The following is a 26,962-nucleotide window of genomic DNA, read 5'->3' on the forward strand; positions in this document are numbered from 1 at the left end:
ACACACCAATATTTATGCAGTGGATAGTGAAAGATCTAGCATTATTAGAAGGTGGTCGTCATCCACTGACTAATACCAACATACCAGCAAAGGTTATATAATTGGGCTAAAAGGGAGCCAGAACGTTTAATTTGTTTATTTTACGTCAGTTCTGTCTTAAATGAAAAACAAAAACAACAGATGGAAGATTTAGAGAAATTAAACCCAAACATCAGAAGACCCCCTGAGAAAGTGAGGAAACAGGTATGAAAAGAGAGAGAAAGATATAAAATAGCAGTTTTGGCAGAAGTTATGAAAAAGTGGCAAATACATTTTCCGTCAACTAACAGGTCTACTAATAGCAGAATGCGAAAAAATAGTCGAAATAGTTAGTGGGAAAAAGTTAAAAAACAGGCGACGGAATCACATTAAAACGCTAGAAGACAAAATTTTATGTGTGTTAATATACTACCGAACGTATATAATGCATCCATTTTTGGGCTATTTGTTTAATTTACACAATTCAAATATTTGCTAAAAAAAATGGGTTAGCGAAAAAAATCAAGATCACAAAACCAGAAAAAATATTTTGGTAGATGTGACAGACACAGCAGCCAAAAGATAGCAAAAAGAGAAGGAATTGGAAAAAAGAAAACATAAAAACCGAAATGAAGAAAACGGACAAGGTTTCAAAATCTCATCGTGTTTAAGATACGAAAACAGTTCTGCCAGTAGATAGCATAAAATATGCTGATTCTAGGGTTGGCAAAAATTGCAGAAAGTATAAAAAATACCGTAAAAAACCCCGGAGCAAAAGGATCATAGCTTGCGTCGTTTAGGATGAGAGTGGAAAATAAGATTCAAAGATATTTAAAATTATGTTTACCGTAATTTTTAGAAAAATGAGGTTTAACATAATCTGTACTAGACAAGACTTAATCTGACAATGATGAATTAACTGACAGAAGAATTTAAATAGTTAATATCAGAATAGACCTCTTGCATAACTATATAAAAGGTTATAGCATGCTGAAGATGGTACAGTAGGTATAATAAGATTTGAAAAAATAAGCAGATTGGGAGATGAGGAGTTTCGTCGGTTAACAGGAGTAAAGTGTAGTACATTCAAAAGAATGATAGAAATTTTAATAGAGGAAGAAGTTAAGAAAAAAGCCAAAGGAGGTAAGCCAAATAAACAGTGTATGGAAGATCGCTTACTGATGTCATTAGAATGGACATATTTTCATATTGCAAAGAGTTATGAAATCAGCGAGTTACCGCAACATTAAGAGGATATTTTAATCCGGATTTTGCACTGCCAGGCCGAAAAAAAGAAGTGATGTAGAATACGAAATTGTAGTTATGGACAGCACGGAAACAGCAATAGAGAGGCCAAAAAAAAGCAGAAGAGATTTTATTCTGGAAAGAAAAAGCGGCACACAATAGGAAAAGAGAACAAGTATGTACAGAATTTTCTAATGGATGATTTTAGAATGTTTAAGGAGTCGAGAGTGCGTATTTTACCAGAAATGAAGATGCTAGCAGACGCAGGATATAGAGGTTTGCAAAAAATTCATGAAAACGTTGAATTGCCATATAGGAAAACGAAAAACTAACAAAAGAGCAAAGGGAAGAAAATCAAAAGCTTATTAGCAAGTGGTTGAAAATGTGATTGGATTGTTGAAAAGGTTTAAAATCATCTCAGATAGATATCGAAATCGACAAAAACGTTTTGGATTGAGGTTCAATCTTATTTCCGGAATTTATAATTTAGAGTTGATCTCATAAGTTATGCAAGAGGTCTATTCAAAAGACTGACACCACATTTTTTGAAAATTTTATGTATGGTAGCCAATGAAAAAGAAAGATCATGTAAACTGTATTAAATAAAACTTGAACTGACACTTAGAACAAAAAAACAACAAAAAATAAGAGAAATGAATACAATACAAAAAAAATACTAAAATTAGGATTTTAGCAAAACAACTAGGAAATGTGTCACAAGCGTATGGGATATTCAAATTTTATCGCTTCAAGGAGTTATACGAAAATGGAGATGAGATAAGTAAGAAAGTTTGCAAACAGAGTTTCGGAAGACATAGAAAGATCTGTATAGCAACAGAATTTCCAGCATATAAAAAATGAGCTGAGAAAAAAATAATATCTGAAGGTGGATGTATGGCTAAGTTGAAACTTTCAAAAAAAGGCTTAAGGCGCTTGAAGCAAAAAGATGGAATAATTCTAACAGCTTTAGAAAAAGTGAAAGAACAAAGATAGTGAAATTGATACTCAGGTTATCTGGGTTCTCAGGATACATATTACGTGGGTAATATAATGGGCGAATTTACCAGCTAGACCTTTATCGATACTTATTCTCGTTTGCTAAGTCGATAAGACAGCAATTACCTCTTGCTAAATGATAGCCATTCTTTGATATTGCGCATTTTGACTGATAGAGGTACAGAATATTGCGGTAAGCCGGAAAACCATGCTTTATTTGGGAATTGAAAACATTGATCATTCCAGAACTAACTCTGCAAACTAATGGCATATGCTTCACAAAACTATGCAAATCATCTTTAGAAATATAGTTCTTTAGAAGACCTACAAATTGATGTTGGTTGCGTTCTTACAACGAAACAATCAGACAAATATTGCTATGATAAAACGCCAATGCAAACTTTTCTTGATATATTGCTTTTTAGAAAAATATTAAATCAGGATTCTGATAGTATATTTAAATTCTTCTGTCAGTTAATTCGTCACTGTCAGATTAAGTGGTGTCTGGTACAGCTAAGGCGAGCACCTAACTACATAAAGTTGATTGGATCAACATCGATGATAATTCTTATGCTAGATGATAATTCACAATCTTCTATCCACCTCCTTAGATTTTGTTGTACTTTTAAATCTTTTTTGTCATTCACTTTTAGCAGTATTCTATACCTATACCTTCCTCTTAAAAAGCTCATAAAGCTGGGAGTTGGGCCAAACACAACTAAATTGTCATTTTGAGGGATTAGCTTTACTATATTTTCTGCTGACTTTAACGTTTTTATTTGTTCTTTGCCAGTGATAATGAGTGCAATTAACCTGCTAAATGGTGGCATGTTGGCATCATATCTTGATTTAAGTTCTAGTTTATAAAATAGGTTACGCCTGTAATGCTGCATAGCTTTGATAATTGGGCTTTCTGGGTTATAGGTTTGCATTACTACCCACCCTTTTTGTTCAAACCTTCCGGATCTACCAGATACTTGATGCAACAATTGATATGTTTTTTCTGTTGATCTTAAATCAGCGTTATCCAACCCAAAATCGGCATCAATAATTCCCACTAAAGTTAGATTAGGAAAATTGTACCCTTTAGCAATCATCTGTGTACCGATAATGACATTGACTTCTTTTTTTAATATCAAATCAATAATGTTATCTGCTGCTTTTTTGCTGATGTCACTGCTGATAGTTGCTATTTTAGCGTTTGGTATTAGCTTTAATACTTCTTCAGAAAGTTTTTCAATCCCTATTCCATATGAAATCAGCTGGCCTTTGCAGCTAGTACATGCTTTGGGAATAGCTAATCTATACAAGCAATAATGGCATAGCAAAATATTTTGCTTTTTGTGCTCTATAAGCCAAGTGGAACAATTCGGACAATTCAGTCTATGACCACATGCTTTGCAAAGCATAAGCTGAGAATAACCTCTGCGGTTTAAAAAAAGCATTACTTGATTACCATCTGCTAAAGTCTTTTGCATTTTTTCATAGAGTTGAAATGATACCCATTTGCCTTGTGTTTTGCATGTACGCATATCAACAATCTCTACTAGAGGTAGCTCCGCCTTACCAAAACGCTTAGTAAGCTGCAGATGCTCGTAGCTGCCCTCTTGAACGTTATTGATTGTCTCAAGCGAAGGGGTAGCAGAGCAAAGTACTATAGGGATATGTTCAATTTTAGCCAAAACCACGGCCATATCCCTAGCATTATATATTACTCTTTGTTCTTGCTTAAAGGATGAGTCATGCTCTTCATCAACTACAATCAATCTTAAATTTTTATAAGGTAAAAATAATGCCGATCTTGTACCCACAATAATTTGTACATTTCCATAGGTTATGTTGGTCCAATTTCTTATGCGATTTTTAGGTGTTAAATCAGAGTGCCACTCAGCTACCTGATCACATGGAAAATAACTGTAAACACGTTTAATTAATTGTGACGTTAAAGCAATTTCAGGTAAAAGAATGAGAATTTGAGCATCTTTATTAACCTTAAGTAGCTCTATAATAACAAACAGGTATACTTCTGTTTTACCAGAGCCAGTTTCCCCATCAAGCAATGATACCGAATACTTGCCGAAATTGCTAATTATTCTATTTGCTGCAGCTTGCTGGTCAGATGTCAAATTGCAATCCATTTTATATGTGATAGGTTTTTCTTCACGCTCAAAATTGTTTATTTTTTTAAGGCTACAACTGGTAACCATTTTAAGCAGCATACCTACCTGTATTAAGTTATAGTTTGATACCCATTTTATAAATTGTATTAACTCTTTTCTGATTGGGAGTATTTCTAATCTGTTAATTACAGTTTTGAGCTTATCAATATCTATTGTGGCACTACTGCTAAGCTGCCACACTACACCTACTAAACATCTTTTACCAAATGGTACAGTAACATAATTGCCAACTGTAAGCTTAAGATCTGTAATATATGAAAAAGCCTTATTAACTGGCAGGGGTAGTAGTACATCAATTATGGTCATAGACCTCTTTTTTTTACAATGTTATGTTTATTTTTATAAAATATTAATCTTTTATTTACTATTTAGTTTTTATCACTTATCGTTGGCAAAGATAAGAAGCTGAAGGGGGAATGGATGTTAGATAGGATCATTGAACTTTTTGCTGCAAAAAAAAAGAATAAGAGTAAGTTAAGTTTAAGCCCTAAAGTTGAACCAATTGAGATTAGACCTAATCTGCAAGATTTATCAATCAAGATAGAAGTACACGATAGACGACGTTTTGAAAAATTAAATAAAGAAGTTTTCAGAAAATTATACATGAAGTCTCAAAATGGACATTTTGGTACTTTGTTAATAAACAATAATGTTAAGTTTGAAATTATTTTAAATCTTAGTAGTAAATTACACAAGCTTGCTTCGAAAATACCAGTGACTGATAGTGATATAAAGAGAATGAAGGTACTATTCAAAACAAAGAGATATATTAATATATCTGATCATAACGGTAATACGCCATTACATATAGCAGTATTAAAAGAAAATTTACCTATCATTGAGTTATTAATAAGCTATGATGCAGGTCTTTTCCTTAAGAATAATGATGGTGAAACTCCATATCAACTATCTTTTGAAAGCTTTTTAGTAAAAAATTTATTTCATAGTGACTCAAATATTAACGAAAAAGTTAGAGTACAAAAATTTAATTATAATATATGCAAATTATCTGAAGTACAAGAGATAGAGTCACAGATAGGTCCGGTTGCTACTTATGCAACATTGCCAAATATTGATGGCCCAGTTAGCACTTTAAAGGAAATGTGCATAGATAGCATCTTACACTCCGTTATTAAAAGGTAAAAGCACTTAACTATTTCAAAGGCAATTATTGGAAAGATGATTGAGTGAATTGAGTTTTATCTAAGGAACTCAAATTCTTCATTATAGCCAAAGATACTAAGTAGTTCTTTCAGTGATTGATTCTGAATCTCAGTTAATGTTGGATCATTGTCAATAATGTTTTTAGCTTTACTGTAAGCTCTGTTAAGTAGCTCTTTGTCTTTGTAGATATCAGCAAATTTAAATTCTATATTCCCGGACTGTTTGATCCCCAAAACATCTCCACTACCACGCAGCAGCATGTCTTGCTGAGCTATATAAAACCCATCTTGCGACTCTCTCATAGTTTTAAGTTTTAAATATGAAGATTTATTTAGTTTATCATATAAAAGTATACAAAAAGAAGGTTGATCACCGCGTCCTACTCTACCGCGAAGCTGGTGCAACTGTGATAAACCAAAATTTTCTGCATTTTCTATGACAATTATGGTAGCATCAGGTACATCTATGCCAACTTCTATTACAGTTGTAGCAACAAGTAAGGAAGTTTCACCTACGCGAAAAGAAAGCATTATTTCATCCTTTTGTTTTTGCTCTAAGCGACCATGTATTAATCCTATATTATTTTCTTTGAATACTTTTTGCAGCTGAGCAAAACGCTCCTCTGCTGCTGCAACACTTAAGGATTCATTATCTTCTATACATGGGCAAATCCAATAGGCTTTTTTACCTAAATCAATTGCTCGCTTTAGACTTGATATTATACTAGATGTCTTTTTTATATTCGTTGCTACAGTACTGATTGGCATTCTGCATTTTGGTTTCTCTTTTAAGCTGCAGTGCTCTATATCCCCATACAATGCTTGCCTTAACGTTCTTGGAATTGGCGTGGCACTGATAAATAAAATATCTACATTATTTCCTTTTTGAATTAAGCTATTTCTCTGCATTACACCAAATCTTTGCTGTTCATCAATTACAACCAATGCTAAGTCTTTAAATTTAACTCTTTCTTGAAATAAAGCATGAGTACCTATAACTATATCTAAGCTACCGTCCTGCAAAGCAGGCATTATTGTTTTCCTTTCTTTTTGCTTGATTTTGCCAGTAAGTAAAGTGATCTTTATATCAGTTCCTGATAATACTTCTTTAAACCAACTATAATGCTGTTCTGCCAGTATTGCTGTTGGTGCCATAAGTGCCGCCTGACAATTATTCTCAACAGCATTTAGTATAGCAAATAAAGCAACTACCGTTTTACCACTACCAACGTCACCCTGCAAAAGCCTTATCATACGATGCTGAGACTGTTGCTCATTTGATATATCATTTATTGCTCTGATTTGATCTTGCGTAAGTTCAAATTCCAGTCTTCTCATAACTTGGTCTTTATATTTATTTCGAACTAAAAACTTTCGTCCTTTTTCTTTCATTTGTTTATATCTTGCAACTCTTAATGCTATTTGCTGAATTGTAAATTCATCATATGCAAGCCTTAAGCGACACATCTCCATCTCTTCTAGTGAATCTAAGTTATGCAATTTGCTCAAACTGGTTTTAAAACTTAACCATCCTTTTTCTTCGATAAAATTACCGTCTATCCACTCAGGAAACTCAGGCATAATCTTAAGTGCTGATGCAACAATCTTTGAGATCTTTCTACTGGTAATGCCACGACTTAAGCGATATATTGATTCTATACAGCAAACCTCATCAAAGCTGGAAATGTCAAGCGATATGTAATCTGGATGTGTGATTTGTAGTTGCCCTAAAAAAGTCTCAAGCTTGCCGCTAATTACACATGCCTTACCAGTAGGTAAAGCTTGTTTTAAATATTTAACCGAATAATGAAAAAAAATTAATGTTACCTGCTGTCCTTCCAGTTCTAAGATTATTCTATAAGGTTTATTCTTCACAGTGGGAAGCTTATGCATGTTAATTTTAGCAGTAAAAGTAACATATTCACCTGATTTTGCAGTCAGTGGATGATTCCTCCTATCTATATAACGACAAGGGCGGAAAAAAAGTACATCTATTATCCTCGCACCACATAGTTTACCTAATATCTTTTGCGTTATTTTACTTATTCCTGGTAAATTTATAATGTCAGAAAAAATGTAGCTTTTCTTATCCATTAGCATTTAAAAACTTTTATAAGATTATAAAATGCAGACCGAAAGCATCAATTTTTTTAATCTGTTTTTTATTTACGAGAATGATTAAATGCTTCTAATACTCTTTTAAGTATGTTAGGAGCTAAAGCAGATATTAGATTAACTGACACATCATTTTTTTGCTCATTACCCTTAATCTTATAGTCAACTGCTATCACCCCTCTGCTTTTACCACCTGTTAGAAGTTTGCCTAGCAGTGGTATTTTCCATATCGATTTATTTAGTGCATATGCTGGAATTATCTGTCCTTTTATGTTAAATGTTTGATCTGTAAGATTTGCTTTACCAATTGCACTAATACCAAGCTCTGAACCTTCGAGCCATGACTCCTCAATATTAATGATGCCACCTTCATATGAAAACGGTATATCAAATTCGTGAAAGTATATCCCATCATTATTAAGGGTATTAACTATTCCTTGTAATGAAGATAGTGCCAATATTTTTGCCAGTATTGGTGTACGCACAATGTAAAAATCACTCAGAGATGCCATGCCGTATGCTGTTTTATTTTCTGACTTTGAAGAAAGATAAAACGATAACTTACCACCATTTACCGTATTAGCAATATTTAGAGCTTTTAAAAATAAGCCAGCATTGTCTGCATAAAGTTCAAGGCCTATTTTGCTATATTCTGCTACTACATCGCTGCCATCTGGTAGTAGACCTGAAAATTTACCATTACAATAATTATCGTTAATGCAATTAAAATCTAGATCTGCATCATTTATTACTACATCATTTTTCATAATCATTTTATCAACATTCATAGTAACTTTCGTGTTGCGTAATTTACTACCACCTCCAAGTGAAGCACGAAGATTACTTAAATCTATACTTTCACCGCTAATGTTGAATGTACTCTGATCATTATTAAGCTGTATTTGCAATTTAAGATTATTATTTAGCAATTTAAAATTTTCAAAATCAAGATATAAACCGTTATTGATTCTCCCGTTTAATTCAATATCTAAATCTTCACCATAAGCATGAACATGCTTTAGAAAAATATCATCTTTATCTTTTATTTCTGCTGTAAAATCAATTATGTTATGATCTTCTGATTCATTGTTCCAGCCCAAGCTACTTATACTAAGCTCAAGTTCTGACAGATCTGCTTTACCCTCTATAACTAAATGCTCGTCATACCGAGATTTTAAATTAAGATTCACATAGCCATCCATCTCTGCCCACTTGGTAAACTTTTTAGCGTTTCTAGGAGAGATATTGCCTAAAAATTCATAACTTAATTTATTGCTTGCTTCATAATTACCATTTACATTCAGCTGCATTGGTTTGTCATACATCAAACCATGACTTTTAAAATCAATATCAAGATTATCATTAAAACTTAGATCAAAATTATAACTAGAGACAAATAGGTCATAAAAATCGTTAGAAATTGATAAATTATCTATTTTTGATGCTAAATTAGCAACAAGTCCATCTGCATCATTGATATTAAAGTTAAACTCTGACTTTGCTTCTCCTAGTACATGCCCTCTATCAACTTTAGCAATCTCTTTTATCTTAAATAACTCAAATAATTCATAGGCATCACTGCTTGCATTTCCATGAATGTTTATCCTCTGATCGTTTTTACCTAAATTACTGACCTCCATATTTCCACTGCTAATGGTAAAACCTTGAAACTGAGCTTTATCTGCAGCAACCTTTAAATTGTTATTCTGTATTGATATGTTACCATCTAAATGATTTATTGACTCAAAATCTTCATGGAATTTTGCAGTTACATCTTTTATATTAGCTTTCAAATCAATATTCTTTAGACTTTGGCCTGATATGATATCTGAAATTGTGGTTTCTAGATTTACAGCTGCGCTTAAAACATCACCTGCCGTTATATGATTGCAATACCAATCCTTAAAATTCATTGATGTGGGAAAGTAAGAACATAAACTCTTTGCAGGCACCTTATCAATTTGTGCTTTAAGTGAAATTTGCTCAGTTTCAGTATTAACTTCACCACTTAATAATAGATTTGTTTGATCTATCTGTGCACGCAAACTCTGTATATCGGCAACATTTTGGCTATATCTTAGCTTAAGGTTTGCGCTATTTAAGTTTATAGGCTCTAAATCTGAATGGAGTTTTACTGCTCCTTTTGCTTTCCAAATACTGAGTTGACCATCTGTAATTTTATCTTTCTTGTCGATATTGACAGAGAATTTACCGCTAAGAGTAGGAACAACACTATCTAGTAGCAATCCTATATTTAAATTTGAAAATTCTACCAAAGTAGTTATAGAGTGATTATTGTCTTCAGAAGCACGCAAGTTAATCAGCATGTCATCTTCAGATCTATTATCTACAACTACACTGATGGTGCTTATATTACGTTCTTTTTGTTTATCTATTATAAGTTCATTTATATTTAATTTACCTGCTAATTCTCTCTCTATGATAAGCCCATTTACTTTAATTTCCATCCAAAGCGGCATATTATTAAAAAATGTTCTAGCTTGCGCTACAATATCATGTTTCTGATTGCTGTGCTTTTTACCCAAGAGTATATAGGGATCAATCACTGACACCAAAGCAATGTTAGAGCTATCAAACAAAAATGCCAAACCCGCTTTTGAAAATAAAAACACCTTAGGTATTTCGATAGTTGTATCTTGGTTATTTATTGCTATTCCTTCAAGCAATAGGTACAATTTTTCATCACTTTTTTGCCATATTAACTTTGTATTGTGAATGTTTATTTGTGAATCAGGGAATATTTTTAGCAACTTGTTCTTTATGTGAAAGTTGACGTAATTTATATTAATAGCTATGTCATTCTTGTCTTTGATATATAAGTATGTACACCAACTCAGAAGTGATATGATTATTATAGATAGCAATAATGCAAAAACTTTCTTCATAAAACTTTTTAAGTTATTTGAAGGTTATAAATTTCCTTGCGTGCTAAGCAATCAGCTTCCTCGTTATACTTATGACCGGCGTGAGATTTAATCCAATACCAATTAATACTATGTTTTGTAGTTACTTCATCTAATTCCATCCACAGCTCTAAATTTTTTACTTTGAGATTTTTAGATGTCCTCCAATTGTTTATCTTCCATTTTTTTATCCATTCCGTTATTCCATTTTTAACATAAGTACTATCAGTATATATGTTCACTCTACAAGGAGTCTTTAGAGCCTTTATGCCACTGATTACTGCTTTTAATTCCATTTTATTATTTGTTGTATTTTCCTCTCCTCCGCAAATATCTTTTCTTTTATCATTAAACAATATTATAGCTGCCCATCCACCTGGTCCTGGGTTGCCAGAACAGGCACCATCAGTATATATTGTGACTTCTTTTTGATCGTTCATAATAAGCTAGAGAAATTTTTAAGATAAATAGCGACAAGAGGTGCAGTAAATATAAAACCGTCAACACGATCAAGCAGCCCTCCATGTCCAGGTATAATGTTGCTAGTATCTTTTACTCCACAAATCCTTTTAATTGCGGATTCAGTAAAATCTCCAAGCTGTGCAACTATTGCAATGACAAAACCTATAATGAGAGAGTGAGGTATTGTAAATAATCTAAAGAATATTGATGTTAAGCAACTTACAGCAATGCTAGCTAGAATAGCTCCAGCAAGCCCAGACCAAGTTTTATTTGGACTTATCATTGGACAAATTTTCCACCCTCCTAAGCTTTTACCAACAAAATAAGCTCCAGTATCAATGCTCCAAATGCTAAAAACAAGCCAAAGCAATAGAATAATTCCGTTCTGTAAGTTGTACAAGTATATCAAAGACGCATTTGGCAGTGCAATTGCAATCAACCCTAAAGGATATAGTCTTTTTTTGCCTTTTGTAACTTCATGCCATTCAAAAGCAGATAAAACAGCTATAGATAAAATAAGCAAATAGAATGACAAATTTCCAAAATATAAGGCAAGCAACACTATCACCAACATAACTATAGATGATAATACCCGAGTAACTAAGTTATTACTTATCATATTCCTCTCTCTTTGTTTCTAAAGTTTCTTTGAAAATCTAACTCAGAATCATAACCTAAACTGTATTAAGGATATGTTTAAAACCATGCAAAGTATAGCAAAACGCAAATTTTCCTGATTTTGATTTATTATATTTTTAGTTAACGGTTGGATTTATTATTAAAAACAACTTAAAGCTTTTTTTTATGTCATAAGAACATTATAGTGTAAATTTTGCACATGGATATATTTAGCAGAATTAGAGATTTTATCCTAAAAAAGATAGGTGAACTAAAAGATTACAGCTATGATGCTCAAAGCATAGTAGTTGAGCCACCAAATAATGAAGGCCATGGTGATGTATACACCAATGCAGCGTTGATTTTAGGGAAAATAGAGAAAAAAAATCCTATGGAAGTTGCTAAGGTTTTAGTAGATGTTCTTAAACCTTCTGACGTGATTGCAAGCATTGACATAGCACCACCTGGATTTATTAATATGCACTTAAAGCAAGACGTATGGCTTAATGTTTTAAGGGAGGTTAATACGCTCAAAACAGATTTTGGCAGCTCAAATATTGGTAATAATCAGAAAATTAATATTGAGTTTGTATCTGCAAATCCAACAGGTCCACTGCATATTGGGCATGCAAGGGGAGCAGTATTTGGCGATGTTTTGGCAAGGTTGCTCAAAAAATCAGGTTATGATGTAACTAAAGAATATTATATCAATGACGCTGGCGTGCAGATAAATCAGCTGGTGCAGTCGGTTTACTTAAGGTATAAAGAAGCACTCAAGGAATCTGTAAATTTTGATGATATCCAGTATCCCGGGGAATATTTAAAGCCAGTGGGTGAAGGGCTTGCAGCAAAGTATGGTAAGGAGTTATCGGTAGAGCAAGACTTTGAAAAAATTAAAACTTACGCTTTAGATTATATCATTAGATTAATTAAAGATGATTTAAATTTACTGGGGGTAGAACATGATGTTTTTACGTCAGAATATGAACTGCAAAAAAGTGGTATTGTTGAAAAAAGTATAAAGATATTATCTGATAAGGGTTTAATATATCACGGGTGCCTGGATAAACCAAAAGGGAAAGAAGATCCAAACTGGAAACCAAGAAAGCAGATGCTATTTAGCTCTACTAATTTTGGTGATGACGTTGATAGGCCACTACAAAAGGAAGATGGTAGCTGGACATATTTTGCTACAGACATTGCTTATCATTTTCATAAGATCTCTCGCAGGTTCAATCAAATGATAGTCGTACTTGGAACCGACCATGCAGGATACACTGGAAGGCTTAAGGCAATAGTTGCGGCACTCAGTGAAAGTAAAGCAAAAGTAGAAACAAAACTTTATAATTTAGTGAAATTTTTAGACGATGGAAAGCCAGTTAAAATGTCAAAAAGAAAAGGAAATTTCCTGACAGTTAAAGACGTAGTAGAGGAGGTAGGGAAAGATATAACTAGGTTTATAATGCTAACTCGCAAGAACGATGTGCCTTTAGATTTTGATTTTATTAAAGTTAAAGAGCAATCGAAAGACAATCCAATATTTTACGTACAATATGCACATGCAAGAGCCCATTCACTGATGCGTAGAGCTCCAAAGTTACTACCTAAGAGCGAGATAGATCTATCACTTCTTTCTTCTCATGAGGAGTTGTTATTGATAAAGACACTAGCAAAATGGCCACAGGTAGTAAAATCAGCTGCAAAAGCATATGAGCCACACAAAATTAGTTTTTACTTAACTGAAGTAGCAGAAAAATTTCATGTTTTATGGGGATACGGCAGTAAGAATTTAAATATGAAATTTATAATCGATGATAATATAGCACTTACATCTGCGCGAATTTTTCTGGCACAAGCAGTCGCCAGCGTGATTGCTTCAGGTTTGTCAGTTTTTAACATAGAACCACTGGAGGAAATGAGGTAATTTGACAATTCTTAAGTTAAGATTTATACTTAAGTATTAAGTTTTTATGTAGTAATGGGGGATACATGAAATCTATTCAAAAATATCTTAAGAAAAAAACAGCAGATGGAACAGTATCTAAAGTTGCAGGTGCAACACTTGCGCTATTCAGTCTTGCATATTTTATTTCATCAATTTTACTATTAGGAGCAATACAAGCTGGTAATCGTAGAAAAGTAGATTTGAACTTTTTGAAAGATGCAATAGGTTCAATGACCTGCTTTTATATTATAGCTTCATCAGTTATCTTAGCGGTTTTGATTTCTAGTTTTATATTTCATAAAGTTAAGGCAAAACGTTTAAACTGTAATAGTGATCTTCTTAATAAAACTAAAGAGCTGTTATTAAGTGATAGTAAGAAAGATAAAATAGAAAAAGTAACTATAAGCTTAGGTCATAATGGCCTTGTGATAAGGCCAAGTAAAAATGAAATAGAGATACCAGTTGTACAGGACAATACAGAAAATAAAGGGTTAACAGAGATAGATAATAAACTATTTGAAGGAGTAACTTTTACTATTACTCAGCCATTTTTTGGGTCAAGTAAAAATAAAAGTATATACCCTGAGGTAATAGGTTCTCAGAGAGCATATAATATTATAAACGAAATTAATGGATCGAAAATATTTTTCTTTAAGAAAACAGATCATGACAAATACCACAATAGTGATTCTTATAATGTGAGATATCAGTATGATACAGCATATTTATCAGATGAGAAAACCCAAAAATCAGCTGATAAAATTTTCAAATTCACTAAATTATACAACATAAACTCTATTAAATTCCATTATGCAGACTGCTCATCTACAGAAGTTAAGCTTAAGTTAAAAGAAGAGCCAGCAGCGGATATGGAGTTATGTGAGTATATAAATGCTAGTATAAGTACTATGCCAGCTCCTGCACTTGAGAAATCAAAAATTGCATTTATTCCAGCAATAGCAGGGAATAAGCCTATTTTTATTGGTGAAGTTCTATAAATTTGATGTTTTTATATAGAAGCTATTTCAAGATTTATAAACATCAGTCCAAAGCTCATCAAGAACTGGTTCTTCACTGTTTTGAGCAAAATTTGCAATTTCTTGTACAGTGTTTCGTATTTCTCTATCATACTTATTACATTCTTCTTCGGAAGCAATTTTATTGCCTATAATATATTGTTTTAAACTTTCTATAGGATCTTTATTTTCCTTAATATATTCAACTTCTTCTTTTGAACGATATTTTGCTGGATCTGACATAGAATGACCGCGATAACGGTAAGTTTTTGCTTCTAAAATAATAGGGCCCTTGCCTGAGCGACAATGCTCAGCAGCTTCTGCTGCAGCTGCAGCTACCGCAAAAAAATCCATACCGTCTACTTTATGTCCCAAAATGCCGCAACTTTCTCCTCTTTTATATAAATCAGTAACTGCAGCAGAGCGCTCAACTGAAGTTCCCATGGCATATTCGTTATTTTCTATAATGTAAACTATGGGTAATTTCCACAGAGATGCCATATTGAACGCTTCATATACTTGTCCTTGATTTACTGCACCGTCACCAAGATAAGTGAAGACTATATTGTCATTTTTGTTTATATTATTATCTCTCTTATATTTATTGGCAAAGGCTATGCCAGTGCCAATAGGGACTTGTGCTCCAACTATTCCATGCCCACCGAAAAAGTTTTTTTCAACATCGAACATGTGCATAGATCCTCCTTTGCCTTGAGAACAACCAGACTTCTTACCAAGTAGCTCTGCCATCACGGCTTTTGCATCTGCACCACATGCAAGCATAAGTCCATGGTCCCTATAACTTGTGATAGATGAATCTCCAGTTTTTACTGCCTGCCGCATACCTATAGCCACTGCCTCTTGTCCTATATATAAATGACAGAAACCCCCTATGAGACCCATTCCATATAATTGACCAGCTTTTTCTTCAAAACGACGTATAAAGAGCATATCAGTATAAGCTTTTACTATTTGTTCTTTCCCCAAATTGTTGTGTTTTTTCATCGATATATTCCCTAAATATTATTTGCTTACTTCTGTAGCATAATAAAAAAAATCAAGTTTTATATTCGCTAATAATTTAGTATAACTAAAGTTATAAAAAAGTTCAGGAAATATTTATGAGTTATTATCATTGGATTGAAGCGTTTCATATCATTTCAGTAATAATGTGGATGGCTGGTATGTTATACCTGCCACGGCTTTACGTGTATCACACAGAAGTCAAGCCCGGTTCTGAAAGTGATAATATGTTGAAGGTAATGGAAAGAAGACTGCTGCGATATATTATAAACCCAGCTATGATTTCTACTTTTCTCTTAGGTATAATGCTGATCAGTATTAAAAAAGTATACTTTGAGACATGGTTTCACATTAAAGCCTTTGCTATAATTATAATGTCAATAATTCATATGTTGTTCGCTAAACATAGAAAAGACTTCGAAAGAAATATTAACAAGAAGTCTCACATTTATTTTCGAGTTTTAAATGAAATAGTAACGGTGCTTATAATAATAATAGTGATAATGGTTGTTGTCAGGCCATTTTAATTATTGTTATAAGATAGCTGGTCTAGGTAAGAAACTTTATCTCAGTAACTAAAACATTATAGGGTATAAACTTATTTAAGTAAGTAGAAAAATTTTATATATATTAATAAATATATATAGCCCTTACACGGACGGAGTAGGATTCGAACCCACGGCATGCTCACACATGCGTCAGTTTTCAAGACTGGTGCCTTAAACCGCTCGGCCATCCGTCCACTTCTTTTCTTATCATAATATTTAATTTTAGACAATATCAATCTTGAAGCTACTTATAATCTTTGCACATTGCTGTAGTTCTAACATTAGCCAGCTCTATACTGGAACTTGGCTCTGTTGTGATAACATTACTTGTACTTAATGGTTTCCAGCCTGATAAAAAAGGAGCTTGATACGTTGATGCTACAGCAAAATTATGCCTAATAGCATTATCTTTCCACCTTCCACAAGCAACAACATCTGCAAAAGGAATATCACCTATGAAAATACTACCGCTACCATTAGCTATATTAATCTTTCCTTGTTGATAAGCTTCTAAGTACTTATCACTTACCTTGACATCACCATTTGCATCTATTCTTGTCTCTATTTCTTCATCCTTATATATTATTTTCTCTCTTTTTCTTTCATGAATAGTATAAGATGTCCACCTACTTATCAAAAACATATGACCTTCAGTTACAACATAATTTCTCTTTATCTTTAATTGCTCTATAGTCTTTCCTACTTGGTATTCTCTACCTCTATCATCAGTAGTAGTTTTTTCTATTGAATGATTAATACCAATATATTCTATATATCCGCTTCCGCTTTTCTCCTCCCCTTTATGTTGAATGTCAAATGGTATTTTTAAGATTAGCTGCTTTTCAGTGTTGTAATATTTATTAAATAATTTATATACTTGGTATTTATCATATAATTTATCAAAACTCAACTTTTGCCCTACTCCTATTATTACCTTAGGTACTTTTATAATTAGTCTTGAATGTTGCGTAATGTCGTTAATTTTTAATGTTTTTGACTTTTCTAAAGATTTGAGAAATTTCATAAACGATTTTTTTCCATCATATGCTAACTCTGTCTCAATAGTATTACCTACAAATAAATGCTGTTGTAGTTGTGGTAAGGTAGTAACAATTTCAACTGTAACTGGATATGCATAGACCTCCTCATTATTAAGAACGTGGTGAGCACGGCCACAATGAGCAACACATGGTGGCAAACAACAGCTCGCAGTTCCACAAGTTGCACCAGCAATAGCAATTTGCGATATGCCTGTAGCTAATCCAAAAATAACAGCGCTAAAAAGTGCTATAGGTACAATAATAAGACTTATTGCAGTCTTACTTGCCCTTGTTCCTCTCTCTCCAAAGCAAAAATCAACAACATGGTTTTGGTAAAGATCGGATTCAAGTCGACTTGTCAGAACAATAAAGTTTTTCTCCTTATATACTTTTTTCCCTATTGTATAGAGTATGTCATATTCTTTTCCCTCAACATAGTTAGTCATTTATCTATCCCCCTTTTTGAGCTGAATCTATTCTAATATGGATATAAATGCAATCACTAAATAAGCAAATTTTTTGCTTTATTAGCTATATTTATAAGGATCAAACACTTGATTTGTAATTTCTACCTTACTATTTTTTAGATTCTCATTTAATAATCTTAAAACTGGTTTAAGGTCATCGTTGAGTGATAAAGCATATACCTCTTTAACACAATTGTTTAGGATGCTTTTTTTAGCTTTAACTGCTTGTGCATCTAGAAGATCACATTTATTTAAAACTACAACTTCCTTCTTACCCATTAAACTTTCATTATAGAGCATTAGTTCATTGCGTATGCATTTATAATCTGCAAGTACATCATCACTTGTGCAATCAATTAAATGCAGCAAAACCTGGCACCTTTCTATATGTTTTAAAAATTTATGACCAAGCCCCACTCCTAAATGAGCATTAGCAATAAGACCGGGAATATCTGCAATGACTATTTCTTCATCATCTATACTAGCTACCCCAAGATATGGTCTTAAGGTAGTAAAAGGATAGTTATCAACTTTTGGCCTGGCATGAGAACAACGCGTTAGAAAAGTTGATTTTCCAGCGTTTGGCAACCCAATAATACCAACATCGGATAGTATTTTTAGTTTTAATACTACATATTTTTCTTCTCCTTTTTGGCCGCAAGTAAAATGTCTTGGTGCCCTATTAGTTGAAGTTTTAAAATGAGAGTTGCCTATTCCCCCTGAACCACCCTTTGCTATCAAAAATTGCTTATTTATCTCATCAACGTCAGCAATGATAGTATCTTCTTCTATAACTTGCGTACCGACTGGCACTTTAATTATTATATCTTCTCCAGATGGACCAGACCTATCTCTTCCTGCACCATTTTTCCCATTTGGAGCTTTAATATGTTGATTATAACGGAAGTTAAGTAAGGTATTTAAGCCTTGATCTGCAACAAAAATAATATCTCCCCCCTTACCGCCATTGCCACCATCTGGACCACCAAATTCAACATATTTTTCACGACGAAAACTTGCAGCACCACTACCACCATTGCCAGCTTTTAAGTACACCTTAACTTCATCAATAAAGCTCATGAAAACCTATACTTCAAGTTGCTCTTCAATTCTAATTAATTCATTATATTTTGCCAATCTTTCTGAGCGAGAAAGTGACCCTGTCTTTATCTGTCCGCAACCAAATCCCACAGCTAAATGGGCAATTGTCACGTCTTCCGTTTCACCTGAACGGTGAGAAATAATAGTCTTATAAGAATGAGAATGTGCCAGTTCTATGGCATCTAAAGTTTCAGTTAATGTACCTATTTGGTTGGGCTTAATTAGCACTGAATTTGCCATATTCATCTCTATTCCTTTTTGAATTAAATTACAGTTTGTGACAAATAAATCATCCCCAACAAGTTGTACTTTTTTGCCAAGTTTTGCGGTTAACAGCTGCCAACCTTGGTAATCATCCTCACTAAGCCCATCTTCTATTGATACAATCGGGTACTTATCCACCAGCTTTTGGTAGTAAGCTATTAATTCTTCTGAACTCAGCTCCTTATTTGCAAATTTATATAGATTATTTTTATAAAAAGTTGATGCTGCAACATCCAGCCCTAAAGAGAAATCTTGAGAATGTTCAGATTTTTCTATAGCTTCCAATATTAAATCCAAAGCCTCTTCAGTTTTGCTCAGATTTGGAGCAAACCCTCCTTCATCACCAACACTTGTACTGTAGTTTTTTCTTTTGAGTATTTCTTTTAAGCTATGAAAAACCTCTGAAGATTTTCTGATGGCCTCTTCAAAAGTGCTAGCTCCTACAGGTATTATCATAAATTCCTGAAAATCTAGCATGTTATCAGCATGTGCACCACCATTGATGATATTGATGAATGGTACTGGCATTATATGTATACCGCCTAAGTATTTAAACAGTGGTATATTTAAAGAACAAGCAGCAGCTTTAGCTACTGCTAAAGATGCCCCTAAAATAGCATTTGCGCCAATTCTTGATTTATTTTCCGTACCATCTAGGTCAATTAAAGCTTCATCTACTTTTTTTTGCTCTGTTGCATTCATACTACTTAAGCGTTTTGCAATTTCTGTGTTTACTGCTTGTACTGCTTTAAGTACTCCTTTGCCACAGTAACGATGAGGATCATTATCCCGCAGTTCCAGCGCCTCCATTTTTCCAACTGAAGCCCCAGAAGGAACAGATGCCCTGCCAACTGAGCCATCGCATAAAAGTACCTCTACTTCAATTGTTGGGTATCCTCTACTATCTAATATTTCGCGTGCAAATATACTGTTAATCCTTTCTTTCATTCTTATTGCTTATATAACTTAAAATGCCATACTAAAATGCATTATCTATACATATAAAAATAGTAAAGGGAATGGGATATGATACAAGATAAAAAATTAAATAAGTTAGATTTAATATCAACATTGATTTTCATAGTAACTTTAGCAGCGATACTTTTTTTTGCAGGCATAAAAATAAATAGTGGAATTGTGCAATCTTTATTTCTTATAACTGGAGCAGGAACACTGTTTTTAATGCTGACTGGGTATTTTATCAATAATCCTAATGAAGCAACGATAGTTGAGCTTTTTGGCCATTATATTGGAACTTATTTTAACCCTGGGATTTTCGTTACAGTACCACTTTCTTCTAAATATCCTGTTTCTCTAAGATTTAATAGTATTAATACAGACAAAATTAAAGTTAATGATGCAAATGGCAGCCCAATTGAAATTTCAGCAGTGATTGTATGGAGGGTAGATAGCCCAGCTAAGGCATACTACAACGTTAATGATTATATGCAGTTTGTTTCGGTGCAAAGCGAATCAGTAATAAGAGAGTTAGCAAGTAACTACCCATACGATAGTGAAAATGATGAGGAGTCTTTGCGCAAGAACTCAGATACTATTTCTGATGAGCTGAAGTCAATGTTGCAAAAGAGGTTAAGTATTGCAGGAGTGGAAATTATAGAAGCTCGTATATCACACCTTGCATATTCACCAGAAATTGCACAAGCAATGCTTAGGCGTCAGCAAGCACATGCTATCACATCTGCAAGAAGGCATATAGTACAAAATGCTATAAGCATCACTGAGGAAGTAATTGAACATTTTGAAAAGAATAATGGGATACAATTAGATAGTAAAGAAAAGGCTCAACTAATTAATAACTTGTTAGTGACGTTAGTTTCAGAGCGTGATGTGCATCCAACAATTAATTTACGCAGTGAGTAACTAACGTTATTATACCTTAGGTAACTTAAAAAATAATGGATCAAATAAAATTAGTCATAGAAAATGCATGGGAAAATAAAAACCATATATCAAATAATGCAGAACTTAAAGAAGCTATCCGAGAAACACTGAGTTTATTAGATGCAGGTAAAATTAGAGTAGCGGCAAGAGATAAGTCTGGATTATGGAAAGTAAATGACTGGACTAAGAAAGCCATACTACTTCATTTTCGTACTGTAGATTCATCACTCATAAATTTTGGTAATTCAGCAGCGAAGAACGAGAAAACATGGTGGTTTGATAAGGTTAGCAGTAAATTTGATAACTGGGATCAAGAGAAATTTTTAAAGTCTAAAATTAGATCCGCACCTAACTCTTTTGTTCGTTATTCTGCTTATGTTGGTGAAAACGTTGTGCTGATGCCAAGCTTTGTTAATGTGGGAGCATATATTGACTTTGGCACTATGATAGATAGTGGCGTAACTATTGGCAGTTGCGCACAAATAGGGAAAAATTGCCACATTTCAAGTAATGTAGTTATAGGTGGTGTGCTTGAACCTCTGCAGGCGACTCCTGTTATTATAGAAGACAATTGCTTTATTGGAGCAATGAGCGGAGTAACTGAAGGTGTGATTGTTAGAGAAGGTTCAGTCTTAGCTATGGGCATATGTATTGGAGCATCGACCAAAATAATAGACCGCAAAACCGGTAAGATACATTATGGGGAAATACCTCCATACTCTGTAGTTGTTCCTGGTTCTATTTCTTCTGAAAACAACGTTTCTCTTTACTGTGCTGTAATTGTCAAAAAAGTAGATGAGAAAACGCGCTCTAAAACTTCGATAAACGAACTGCTTAGAGAAATAATAGAAGCGTAGTAAACCAAACAAAGCTATTCCATCTCATACTCCTATAATAAAAAAGAAAGAATTTAAAATATTCATAAGTAATTGTTATATAATTCTCTGAATCATTATTTATTTTGATCTTATCTTTCAACCTTTTTCGACCTATTGTTGATTTAGTGCCAATCTGGAGAGGTGTACAACATCAGAGAGAGGAGCGTTTTTGGCCCTTTTCACGGATTCCCACCATGAGAGGACTACCAGTTGATAATTGGAAGCGCTATGGTTATATGTTTTAAGGCATATAACTATAAGGATATCAACCCTTACTTTAAGCAAAAGAGCCTAAAATAGCTAAAACTATTCAGTAGGTCGCCAAAGATCCTATTCAGTATATTCAGATCTTTTTTTCCTATACATCTGCCACTTTAAAGGCCGCCTCTACAGCCTCAATCTCTCCAGATTGGCATCCCCATTATATGCAATACTTGAAAATCTATGGAAGCAGAATTTTAGCGGAATTTTGTTATTTTTTCAAAAATTTTTAAATCCTACCCACAGCAACTGTTTTATGATTTGAATAATTAGGAAATTTTTCATTATCTCTATTCTATGCGTTGACGTTTTCTTGGGGGTTCTTCAACTTCAATTTCAGTTAGTAACCTTTGCATTTCATGAGATAGTTCGCTGATCTTCTTTTCTCGTTTTTGCAAACTGATCTCTGCATGCTGCCTAGCCTCTATATTGATAGATTTGCATGCTACGCTCAGATTTAATGCATCATTATTTCCCTCAATAAGGCCATAATCTTGTATTGCCATTTTTTTATTAAAGTCAAAATTTCCTTCTTTTTGTAATACCAGCCTTAAAAACTCAGCAAGAGCTCCAGTTTTAAATGCATCTTTCTTGTGCTCTGACAAATATTGCTTACTTAGATGCTGAATAAAATCCAATAAACACTTAAGTATAAAAGATAATCGTTCATTAGAGCCATATTTTTCTTTAATTGTTTTGAACTCTTCAATTAACTTTTGTCCTTCTGCTTCATTGTTTATGTAACTAGCAATAGTTTTTGCACTTTCTTTTTTTATATTTGCTTCTATTAATTTACCTAAGTGCGGCATTGCTTTTATTTTTTCAAATGCTTTAAGACATTCTTTAAGTTTGGATGTATTGTTTATTTTTTCCCTTACAGACTCAGGCTCTTTACTTACATCAGCACCGAAAATGAGGAATAGGAAAAAGCTCTCTAGAGATTCTTTTAATTCAAAAATATCTTGCAATATAAATTTGCTTAAAGGTGTATTATTATAATCATCTTTAGCATGAACGTCTGACCCATACTCTAAAAGCAATCTTATTATTTGTGGATCTTTCTCAAAACAACTAATTGCTCTATATAGGGGGGTTAAACCGCAGATGCCTTTAGCATGAACGTCTGACCCATGCTCTAAAAGCAATTTTACTACTTGTGAATCTTGCCAATAACCAAACGCGTAATGTAAGGGGATACAGCCCCATTCATTTCGAGCATGAGTATCTATATCTGCACCTCTACTAAGAAGTAATTCTACTAATTCTTGTGATTTTTTCAGAGCAGCAAGATGTAGGGGGGTGTCATCCTGCCGACCTCTAGCATGAACGTCTGACCCACGCTCTAAAAGTAATCCTATTGTTTTTGGATCTTGCCCAGAAAGAATTGCTTCATGTAAGGGGGTATTGCCTTGGATGTCTCTAGCATGAACATCTGCACCATTTTCTATAAGAAATCTTGCCGCTTTCTCATGCTCTTCTTCAATAGCTGCATGTAAAGGTGTGAAGTTTGATACTTCTCCATGAGTATCGCCATTATTAATATTTGCACGATACTTTAGAAGTAGTTTCATAATTTTTATGTTGCCTCTCTGAGCGGCAATATATAAAATTGTTGGTTTGTTGCTCTGTGAGCTATCTACGGTATTAGCGCTTATTCCTTTTTCCACGAGCTCACGTACTACCTTTATATTACCCTCTGTTACTGCATCAATTAGTATTTTATCAAGTGACATAAATCCCCCAAATTTTATGATAATAATTAAAATATTAGCATAAAATACTATGTGTCAACTTATAAAGTGATATTCCAAATCCTTATATTTAAATTTAATTTCTTCTGCTTAATTTGAATATAGCCTCTTCATCATTAGCTTGACCTTATGGGTTTTAACGTTTAAATTTAATCTTTAAATAGTTAAGGAAGATGGCTGATAATATCATCACAATTTCAATAGAGAAAGAATTAGAAGAATCTTATCTCTCTTACGCCATGAGCGTAATTATGGGGCGTGCACTACCTGATATTCGCGATGGTTTAAAACCAGTACACAGAAGAATATTATATGCAATGCATAAAGCTGGTTTTGATTATGGTAAGCCTTATCGCAAGTCAGCAAGAATTGTAGGTGATGTGATGGGTAAATATCATCCACATGGGGACGCAGCAATTTATGATGCTATGGCTAGAATGGCGCAAGATTTCTCTATTCTGCATCCTTTAGTTGATGGACAAGGTAACTGGGGCTCAATTGATGATGATCCTCCAGCAGCGATGAGATATACTGAAGCTCGTTTTCAAAAGATAACTCATTATTTAGTAAATGATATAAATGAAGATACAGTTGATTTTCGTCCTAATTATGATGGTAATGAATCTGAGCCTATAGTCTTACCTGCTGAGTTTCCAAATTTACTTGTAAATGGCACAGAAGGTATTGCTGTTGGTATAGCAACCAATATACCTACCCATAACTTAGGGGAGGTTATTGATGCCTGCTTGCTATATATAGAAAATCCTGAAATTGCCGTTGAGGATATACTGGCTGTTATGCCTGGACCAGATTTCCCTACTGGTGGGGTTATTTTGGGTAAAACTGCTATAAGATCAGCGTTCACCACTGGCAGGGGAATAATTACTGTACAGGGAAAAACTCATATTGAAGACTTGCCTCAGGAAAAACAGGCGATTGTTATCGATGAGATTCCTTATCAGGTAAATAAAGCAAAATTAGTTACGAAAGTTGTTGAACTAGTAAAAGAAAAGAAAGTTGAAGATATTGTAGATATTAGAGATGAGTCTGATAAATCAGGAATTAGAGTCGTAATAGAACTAAAAAGAAATGCTTCTACTGAATTTATATTAAACCAAATATTTGTTCTAACTGACCTGCGTAGTAGGTTCAGTATAAACATGAACGTACTTCATGGTAATGCACCAATACAGGCGTCAATAAAGGAAATGATAGCAGCTTTTATTGAATTTAGAAAAGAAGTATTAATTAGAAGAACTAGATTTAGACTAAAAAAGACAAGAGAAAAAGCTCATATTTTCATAGGGCTTTACGTTGCGGTTTTAAATATTGATGAGGTCATATCAATAATTCGTGGCGCTAAAGATCCAGCAGAAGCGTGTAAGCAGCTGTTAGAAAAGAAATGGAATACCTCTGCTGAGATAAGGGAGATGATAAAACTCATTACTGATTCTGACCCTTTTCAAAAAGATTCATATTATCAATTAACTGAAGCTCAAGCTAAAGCTATCTTAGATATGAAGCTACAACGTTTAACTGGGCTTGAAAAAGAAAAGTTAGAACATGAACTTAAGCTCATGCTTGATCTTATTAAAGAATATATTGACTTTTTAGGCTCAGAAGAGAAGTTGATGGAGGCAATAAAATTAAATTTACAAGAGATTAAAACAAAATTTGCTCAACCAAGAAGGACTGTAATAGAAGAAGGTAATGTTGAATATGAGGCTGAAGACTTAATACCACAAGAAGATATGGTGGTTACTGTTACAATGAACGGCTACATAAAACGAGTAAAACTTTCACACTATAGAACTCAAAGACGAGGTGGTAAAGGCAAATTAGGACAAGCAGTTAAGGAAGAGGATGTCACCACAAAGTTATTTGTTGTAAACACCCATACTAGTGTTCTATTTTTTTCTAATATCGGTAGGGTATATAAGCTCAAGGTTTACAAACTACCGCTAGCTGAACCAACTGCACGTGGTAGATCTCTTGTGAACATATTTCCACTTTCTGAAGGTGAGACTATAACAAACGTTATGCCTTTGCCGCAAGAAAATGACAATCAAAATCTAAACATAATTTTTGCAACCGCTTATGGTAATATAAGACGCAATGCTTTATCTGATTTTGAGTATGTCCAAAGTAATGGTAAAACAGCAATACTTTTATCTGAAGGTGATAAATTGATATCTGTAGAAGTGTGTAAAGAAGATGATCATGTTTTCTTATCCACTAAGACTGGTAAAAGTATTAGATTTCCTGCAAGTGGTGTACGTCAATTTAAAAGTAGAACATCTGATGGAGTAAGAGCAATAAAGCTGCAACAGGGAGATAGCGTTATTTCAATGTCAGTGCTAAATGGCTATGCTGAAGTATCAGACATGAAAGATAGTAATGACAACGGTATAGATTCAGATATAGAAGATACTAATAATAGTGTTATAGGCTCAGACGTAGAAGATGATATACAAGATATTACAGAATCTTCAGATGAAGTAGGAATGACATCAGAAATAAGAAATATGTATCTAAAGGTGCCACTGACAAAACGTATAGAAGCAGCAAAAAATATGGAAGCTGCAGGTAGTACAAAAAAGTTAATAGATGAACTGGGTTTAAAACAAGAAACATTTGTCAATATGGCAATAAATGAGCAGCTTATTTTAAGCGTAACTGAAAATGGCTTTGGTAAAAGAACTTCCGCTTATGAATATAGAGTTACAAGACGAGGTGGTGTTGGTATTACCAATATACTAACAACCAAAAGAAATGGTAAGGTAATAGCTAGTTTTTCTGTAGAATATACAGATAATATAATGTTAATTACAGATCAAGGTAAATTAATCCGTATAGAAGTAAATGATATAAGAGTTGCAGGGCGCAGTACTCAAGGAGTGATTTTATTTAAAACTGAACCTAATGAAAAAGTAGTATCAGTTGCCAAGGTTGTTGATGCTGAATCTCCTGCAGTTGAAGATTTAGAGGTAATAACTGATGCAATATAAACCTATAATATTAATTATATTAGAAAAATCTTTAAAT

At 33.5% G+C, this 26,962-nt stretch carries 17 protein-coding genes, 1 tRNA gene and 3 pseudogenes; 10 read left to right on the forward strand and 11 right to left on the reverse strand.

Annotation, left to right across the window (positions count from 1 at the left end; genetic code table 11):
• Positions 1 to 379: 379 nt before the first annotated feature.
• The 3 pseudogenes from AACL09_RS06560 to AACL09_RS05735 form a co-directional block, all read left to right on the forward strand.
• Positions 380 to 514: pseudogene (locus AACL09_RS06560) on the forward strand (transposase family protein); the annotation flags it as partial.
• Between the two features lie 517 nt (positions 515 to 1,031).
• Positions 1,032 to 1,767: pseudogene (locus AACL09_RS05730) on the forward strand (transposase family protein).
• 207 nt (positions 1,768 to 1,974) lie between these two features.
• Positions 1,975 to 2,742 (forward strand): annotated as a pseudogene (locus AACL09_RS05735) (IS481 family transposase); the annotation flags it as partial.
• Positions 2,743 to 2,789: 47 nt separating this feature from the next.
• On the opposite strand, the gene priA reads toward AACL09_RS05735, so the two are convergent.
• Positions 2,790 to 4,745, reverse strand: a complete 1,956-nt coding sequence (gene priA / locus AACL09_RS05740) for a primosomal protein N' (protein WP_339047666.1) — start codon at positions 4,743 to 4,745, stop codon at positions 2,790 to 2,792.
• 114 nt (positions 4,746 to 4,859) lie between these two features.
• Here priA and AACL09_RS05745 point away from each other — a divergent pair, with 114 nt between their 5' ends.
• Complete coding sequence (locus AACL09_RS05745; RefSeq protein WP_339047668.1) at positions 4,860 to 5,582, forward strand: ankyrin repeat domain-containing protein; 723 nt, start codon at positions 4,860 to 4,862, stop codon at positions 5,580 to 5,582.
• A gap of 56 nt (positions 5,583 to 5,638) precedes the next feature.
• Here the strand turns inward: AACL09_RS05745 and recG are convergent, their stop codons facing one another.
• From recG to AACL09_RS05765, 4 genes are all read right to left on the reverse strand, one after another.
• Positions 5,639 to 7,696, reverse strand: a complete 2,058-nt coding sequence (gene recG, locus AACL09_RS05750; protein WP_410519837.1) for an ATP-dependent DNA helicase RecG — start codon at positions 7,694 to 7,696, stop codon at positions 5,639 to 5,641.
• A gap of 68 nt (positions 7,697 to 7,764) precedes the next feature.
• On the reverse strand, positions 7,765 to 10,623 hold the full coding sequence (locus AACL09_RS05755) for an AsmA-like C-terminal domain-containing protein (protein WP_339047672.1): 2,859 nt from the start codon (positions 10,621 to 10,623) through the stop codon (positions 7,765 to 7,767).
• Positions 10,624 to 10,631: 8 nt separating this feature from the next.
• On the reverse strand, positions 10,632 to 11,081 hold the full coding sequence (rnhA, locus tag AACL09_RS05760; RefSeq protein WP_339047674.1) for a ribonuclease HI: 450 nt from the start codon (positions 11,079 to 11,081) through the stop codon (positions 10,632 to 10,634).
• Positions 11,078 to 11,722, reverse strand: coding sequence for a phosphatidate cytidylyltransferase (locus tag AACL09_RS05765; protein WP_339047676.1), 645 nt, complete (start codon positions 11,720 to 11,722; stop codon positions 11,078 to 11,080). The genes rnhA and AACL09_RS05765 overlap by 4 nt, the downstream gene beginning before the upstream one ends.
• Positions 11,723 to 11,941: 219 nt before the next feature.
• Between AACL09_RS05765 and argS the strand changes: the two genes are divergently transcribed.
• Both argS and AACL09_RS05775 read left to right on the forward strand, forming a co-directional pair.
• Complete coding sequence (gene argS, locus AACL09_RS05770; RefSeq protein WP_339047678.1) at positions 11,942 to 13,645, forward strand: arginine--tRNA ligase; 1,704 nt, start codon at positions 11,942 to 11,944, stop codon at positions 13,643 to 13,645.
• Between the two features lie 65 nt (positions 13,646 to 13,710).
• Entirely contained in the window at positions 13,711 to 14,664 is a 954-nt protein-coding gene (locus tag AACL09_RS05775) for a hypothetical protein (RefSeq protein WP_339047680.1), read from the forward strand.
• 27 nt (positions 14,665 to 14,691) lie between these two features.
• On the opposite strand, the gene pdhA is transcribed toward AACL09_RS05775, so the two are convergent.
• Entirely contained in the window at positions 14,692 to 15,687 is a 996-nt protein-coding gene (gene pdhA, locus AACL09_RS05780) for a pyruvate dehydrogenase (acetyl-transferring) E1 component subunit alpha (protein ID WP_339047682.1), read from the reverse strand.
• Between the two features lie 116 nt (positions 15,688 to 15,803).
• On the opposite strand from pdhA, the gene hemJ reads away from it, so the two are divergent.
• Positions 15,804 to 16,232, forward strand: a complete 429-nt coding sequence (gene hemJ, locus AACL09_RS05785) for a protoporphyrinogen oxidase HemJ (protein WP_339047684.1) — start codon at positions 15,804 to 15,806, stop codon at positions 16,230 to 16,232.
• A 128-nt stretch (positions 16,233 to 16,360) separates the two neighbouring features.
• On the opposite strand, the gene AACL09_RS05790 is transcribed toward hemJ, so the two are convergent.
• The 4 genes from AACL09_RS05790 to eno all read right to left on the reverse strand — a co-directional run bounded on the left by AACL09_RS05790 (position 16,361) and on the right by eno (position 20,073).
• Positions 16,361 to 16,447, reverse strand: a tRNA-Ser gene (locus tag AACL09_RS05790).
• A 50-nt stretch (positions 16,448 to 16,497) separates the two neighbouring features.
• Complete coding sequence (locus AACL09_RS05795) at positions 16,498 to 17,739, reverse strand: hypothetical protein (RefSeq protein WP_339047686.1); 1,242 nt, start codon at positions 17,737 to 17,739, stop codon at positions 16,498 to 16,500.
• Positions 17,740 to 17,820: 81 nt separating this feature from the next.
• On the reverse strand, positions 17,821 to 18,840 hold the full coding sequence (gene cgtA, locus AACL09_RS05800; RefSeq protein ID WP_339047688.1) for an Obg family GTPase CgtA: 1,020 nt from the start codon (positions 18,838 to 18,840) through the stop codon (positions 17,821 to 17,823).
• Positions 18,841 to 18,846: 6 nt separating this feature from the next.
• Positions 18,847 to 20,073 carry a phosphopyruvate hydratase gene (gene eno / locus AACL09_RS05805; RefSeq protein ID WP_339047690.1) on the reverse strand — a complete coding sequence of 409 codons (1,227 nt, stop codon included), beginning with the start codon at positions 20,071 to 20,073 and terminating at the stop codon, positions 18,847 to 18,849.
• A 78-nt stretch (positions 20,074 to 20,151) separates the two neighbouring features.
• On the opposite strand from eno, the gene AACL09_RS05810 reads away from it, so the two are divergent.
• Both AACL09_RS05810 and AACL09_RS05815 read left to right on the forward strand, forming a co-directional pair.
• Positions 20,152 to 21,006 (forward strand): SPFH domain-containing protein, encoded by an 855-nt coding sequence (locus AACL09_RS05810; RefSeq protein WP_339047692.1) that lies wholly within the window; start codon positions 20,152 to 20,154, stop codon positions 21,004 to 21,006.
• Between the two features lie 35 nt (positions 21,007 to 21,041).
• Positions 21,042 to 21,884, forward strand: a complete 843-nt coding sequence (locus AACL09_RS05815) for a 2,3,4,5-tetrahydropyridine-2,6-dicarboxylate N-succinyltransferase (protein ID WP_339047694.1) — start codon at positions 21,042 to 21,044, stop codon at positions 21,882 to 21,884.
• Positions 21,885 to 22,456: 572 nt separating this feature from the next.
• Here the strand turns inward: AACL09_RS05815 and AACL09_RS05820 are convergent.
• A complete protein-coding gene (locus AACL09_RS05820) occupies positions 22,457 to 23,899 on the reverse strand; it encodes an ankyrin repeat domain-containing protein (RefSeq protein ID WP_339047696.1) in 1,443 nt (480 codons plus the stop codon).
• Positions 23,900 to 24,090: 191 nt separating this feature from the next.
• Here AACL09_RS05820 and gyrA point away from each other — a divergent pair, with 191 nt between their 5' ends.
• Positions 24,091 to 26,925, forward strand: a complete 2,835-nt coding sequence (gene gyrA, locus AACL09_RS05825) for a DNA topoisomerase (ATP-hydrolyzing) subunit A (protein WP_339047698.1) — start codon at positions 24,091 to 24,093, stop codon at positions 26,923 to 26,925.
• The last annotated feature ends 37 nt before the right edge of the window (positions 26,926 to 26,962 follow it).

This window comes from Candidatus Mesenet endosymbiont of Phosphuga atrata, assembly GCF_964020175.1.
GTDB lineage: Bacteria > Pseudomonadota > Alphaproteobacteria > Rickettsiales > Anaplasmataceae > Mesenet.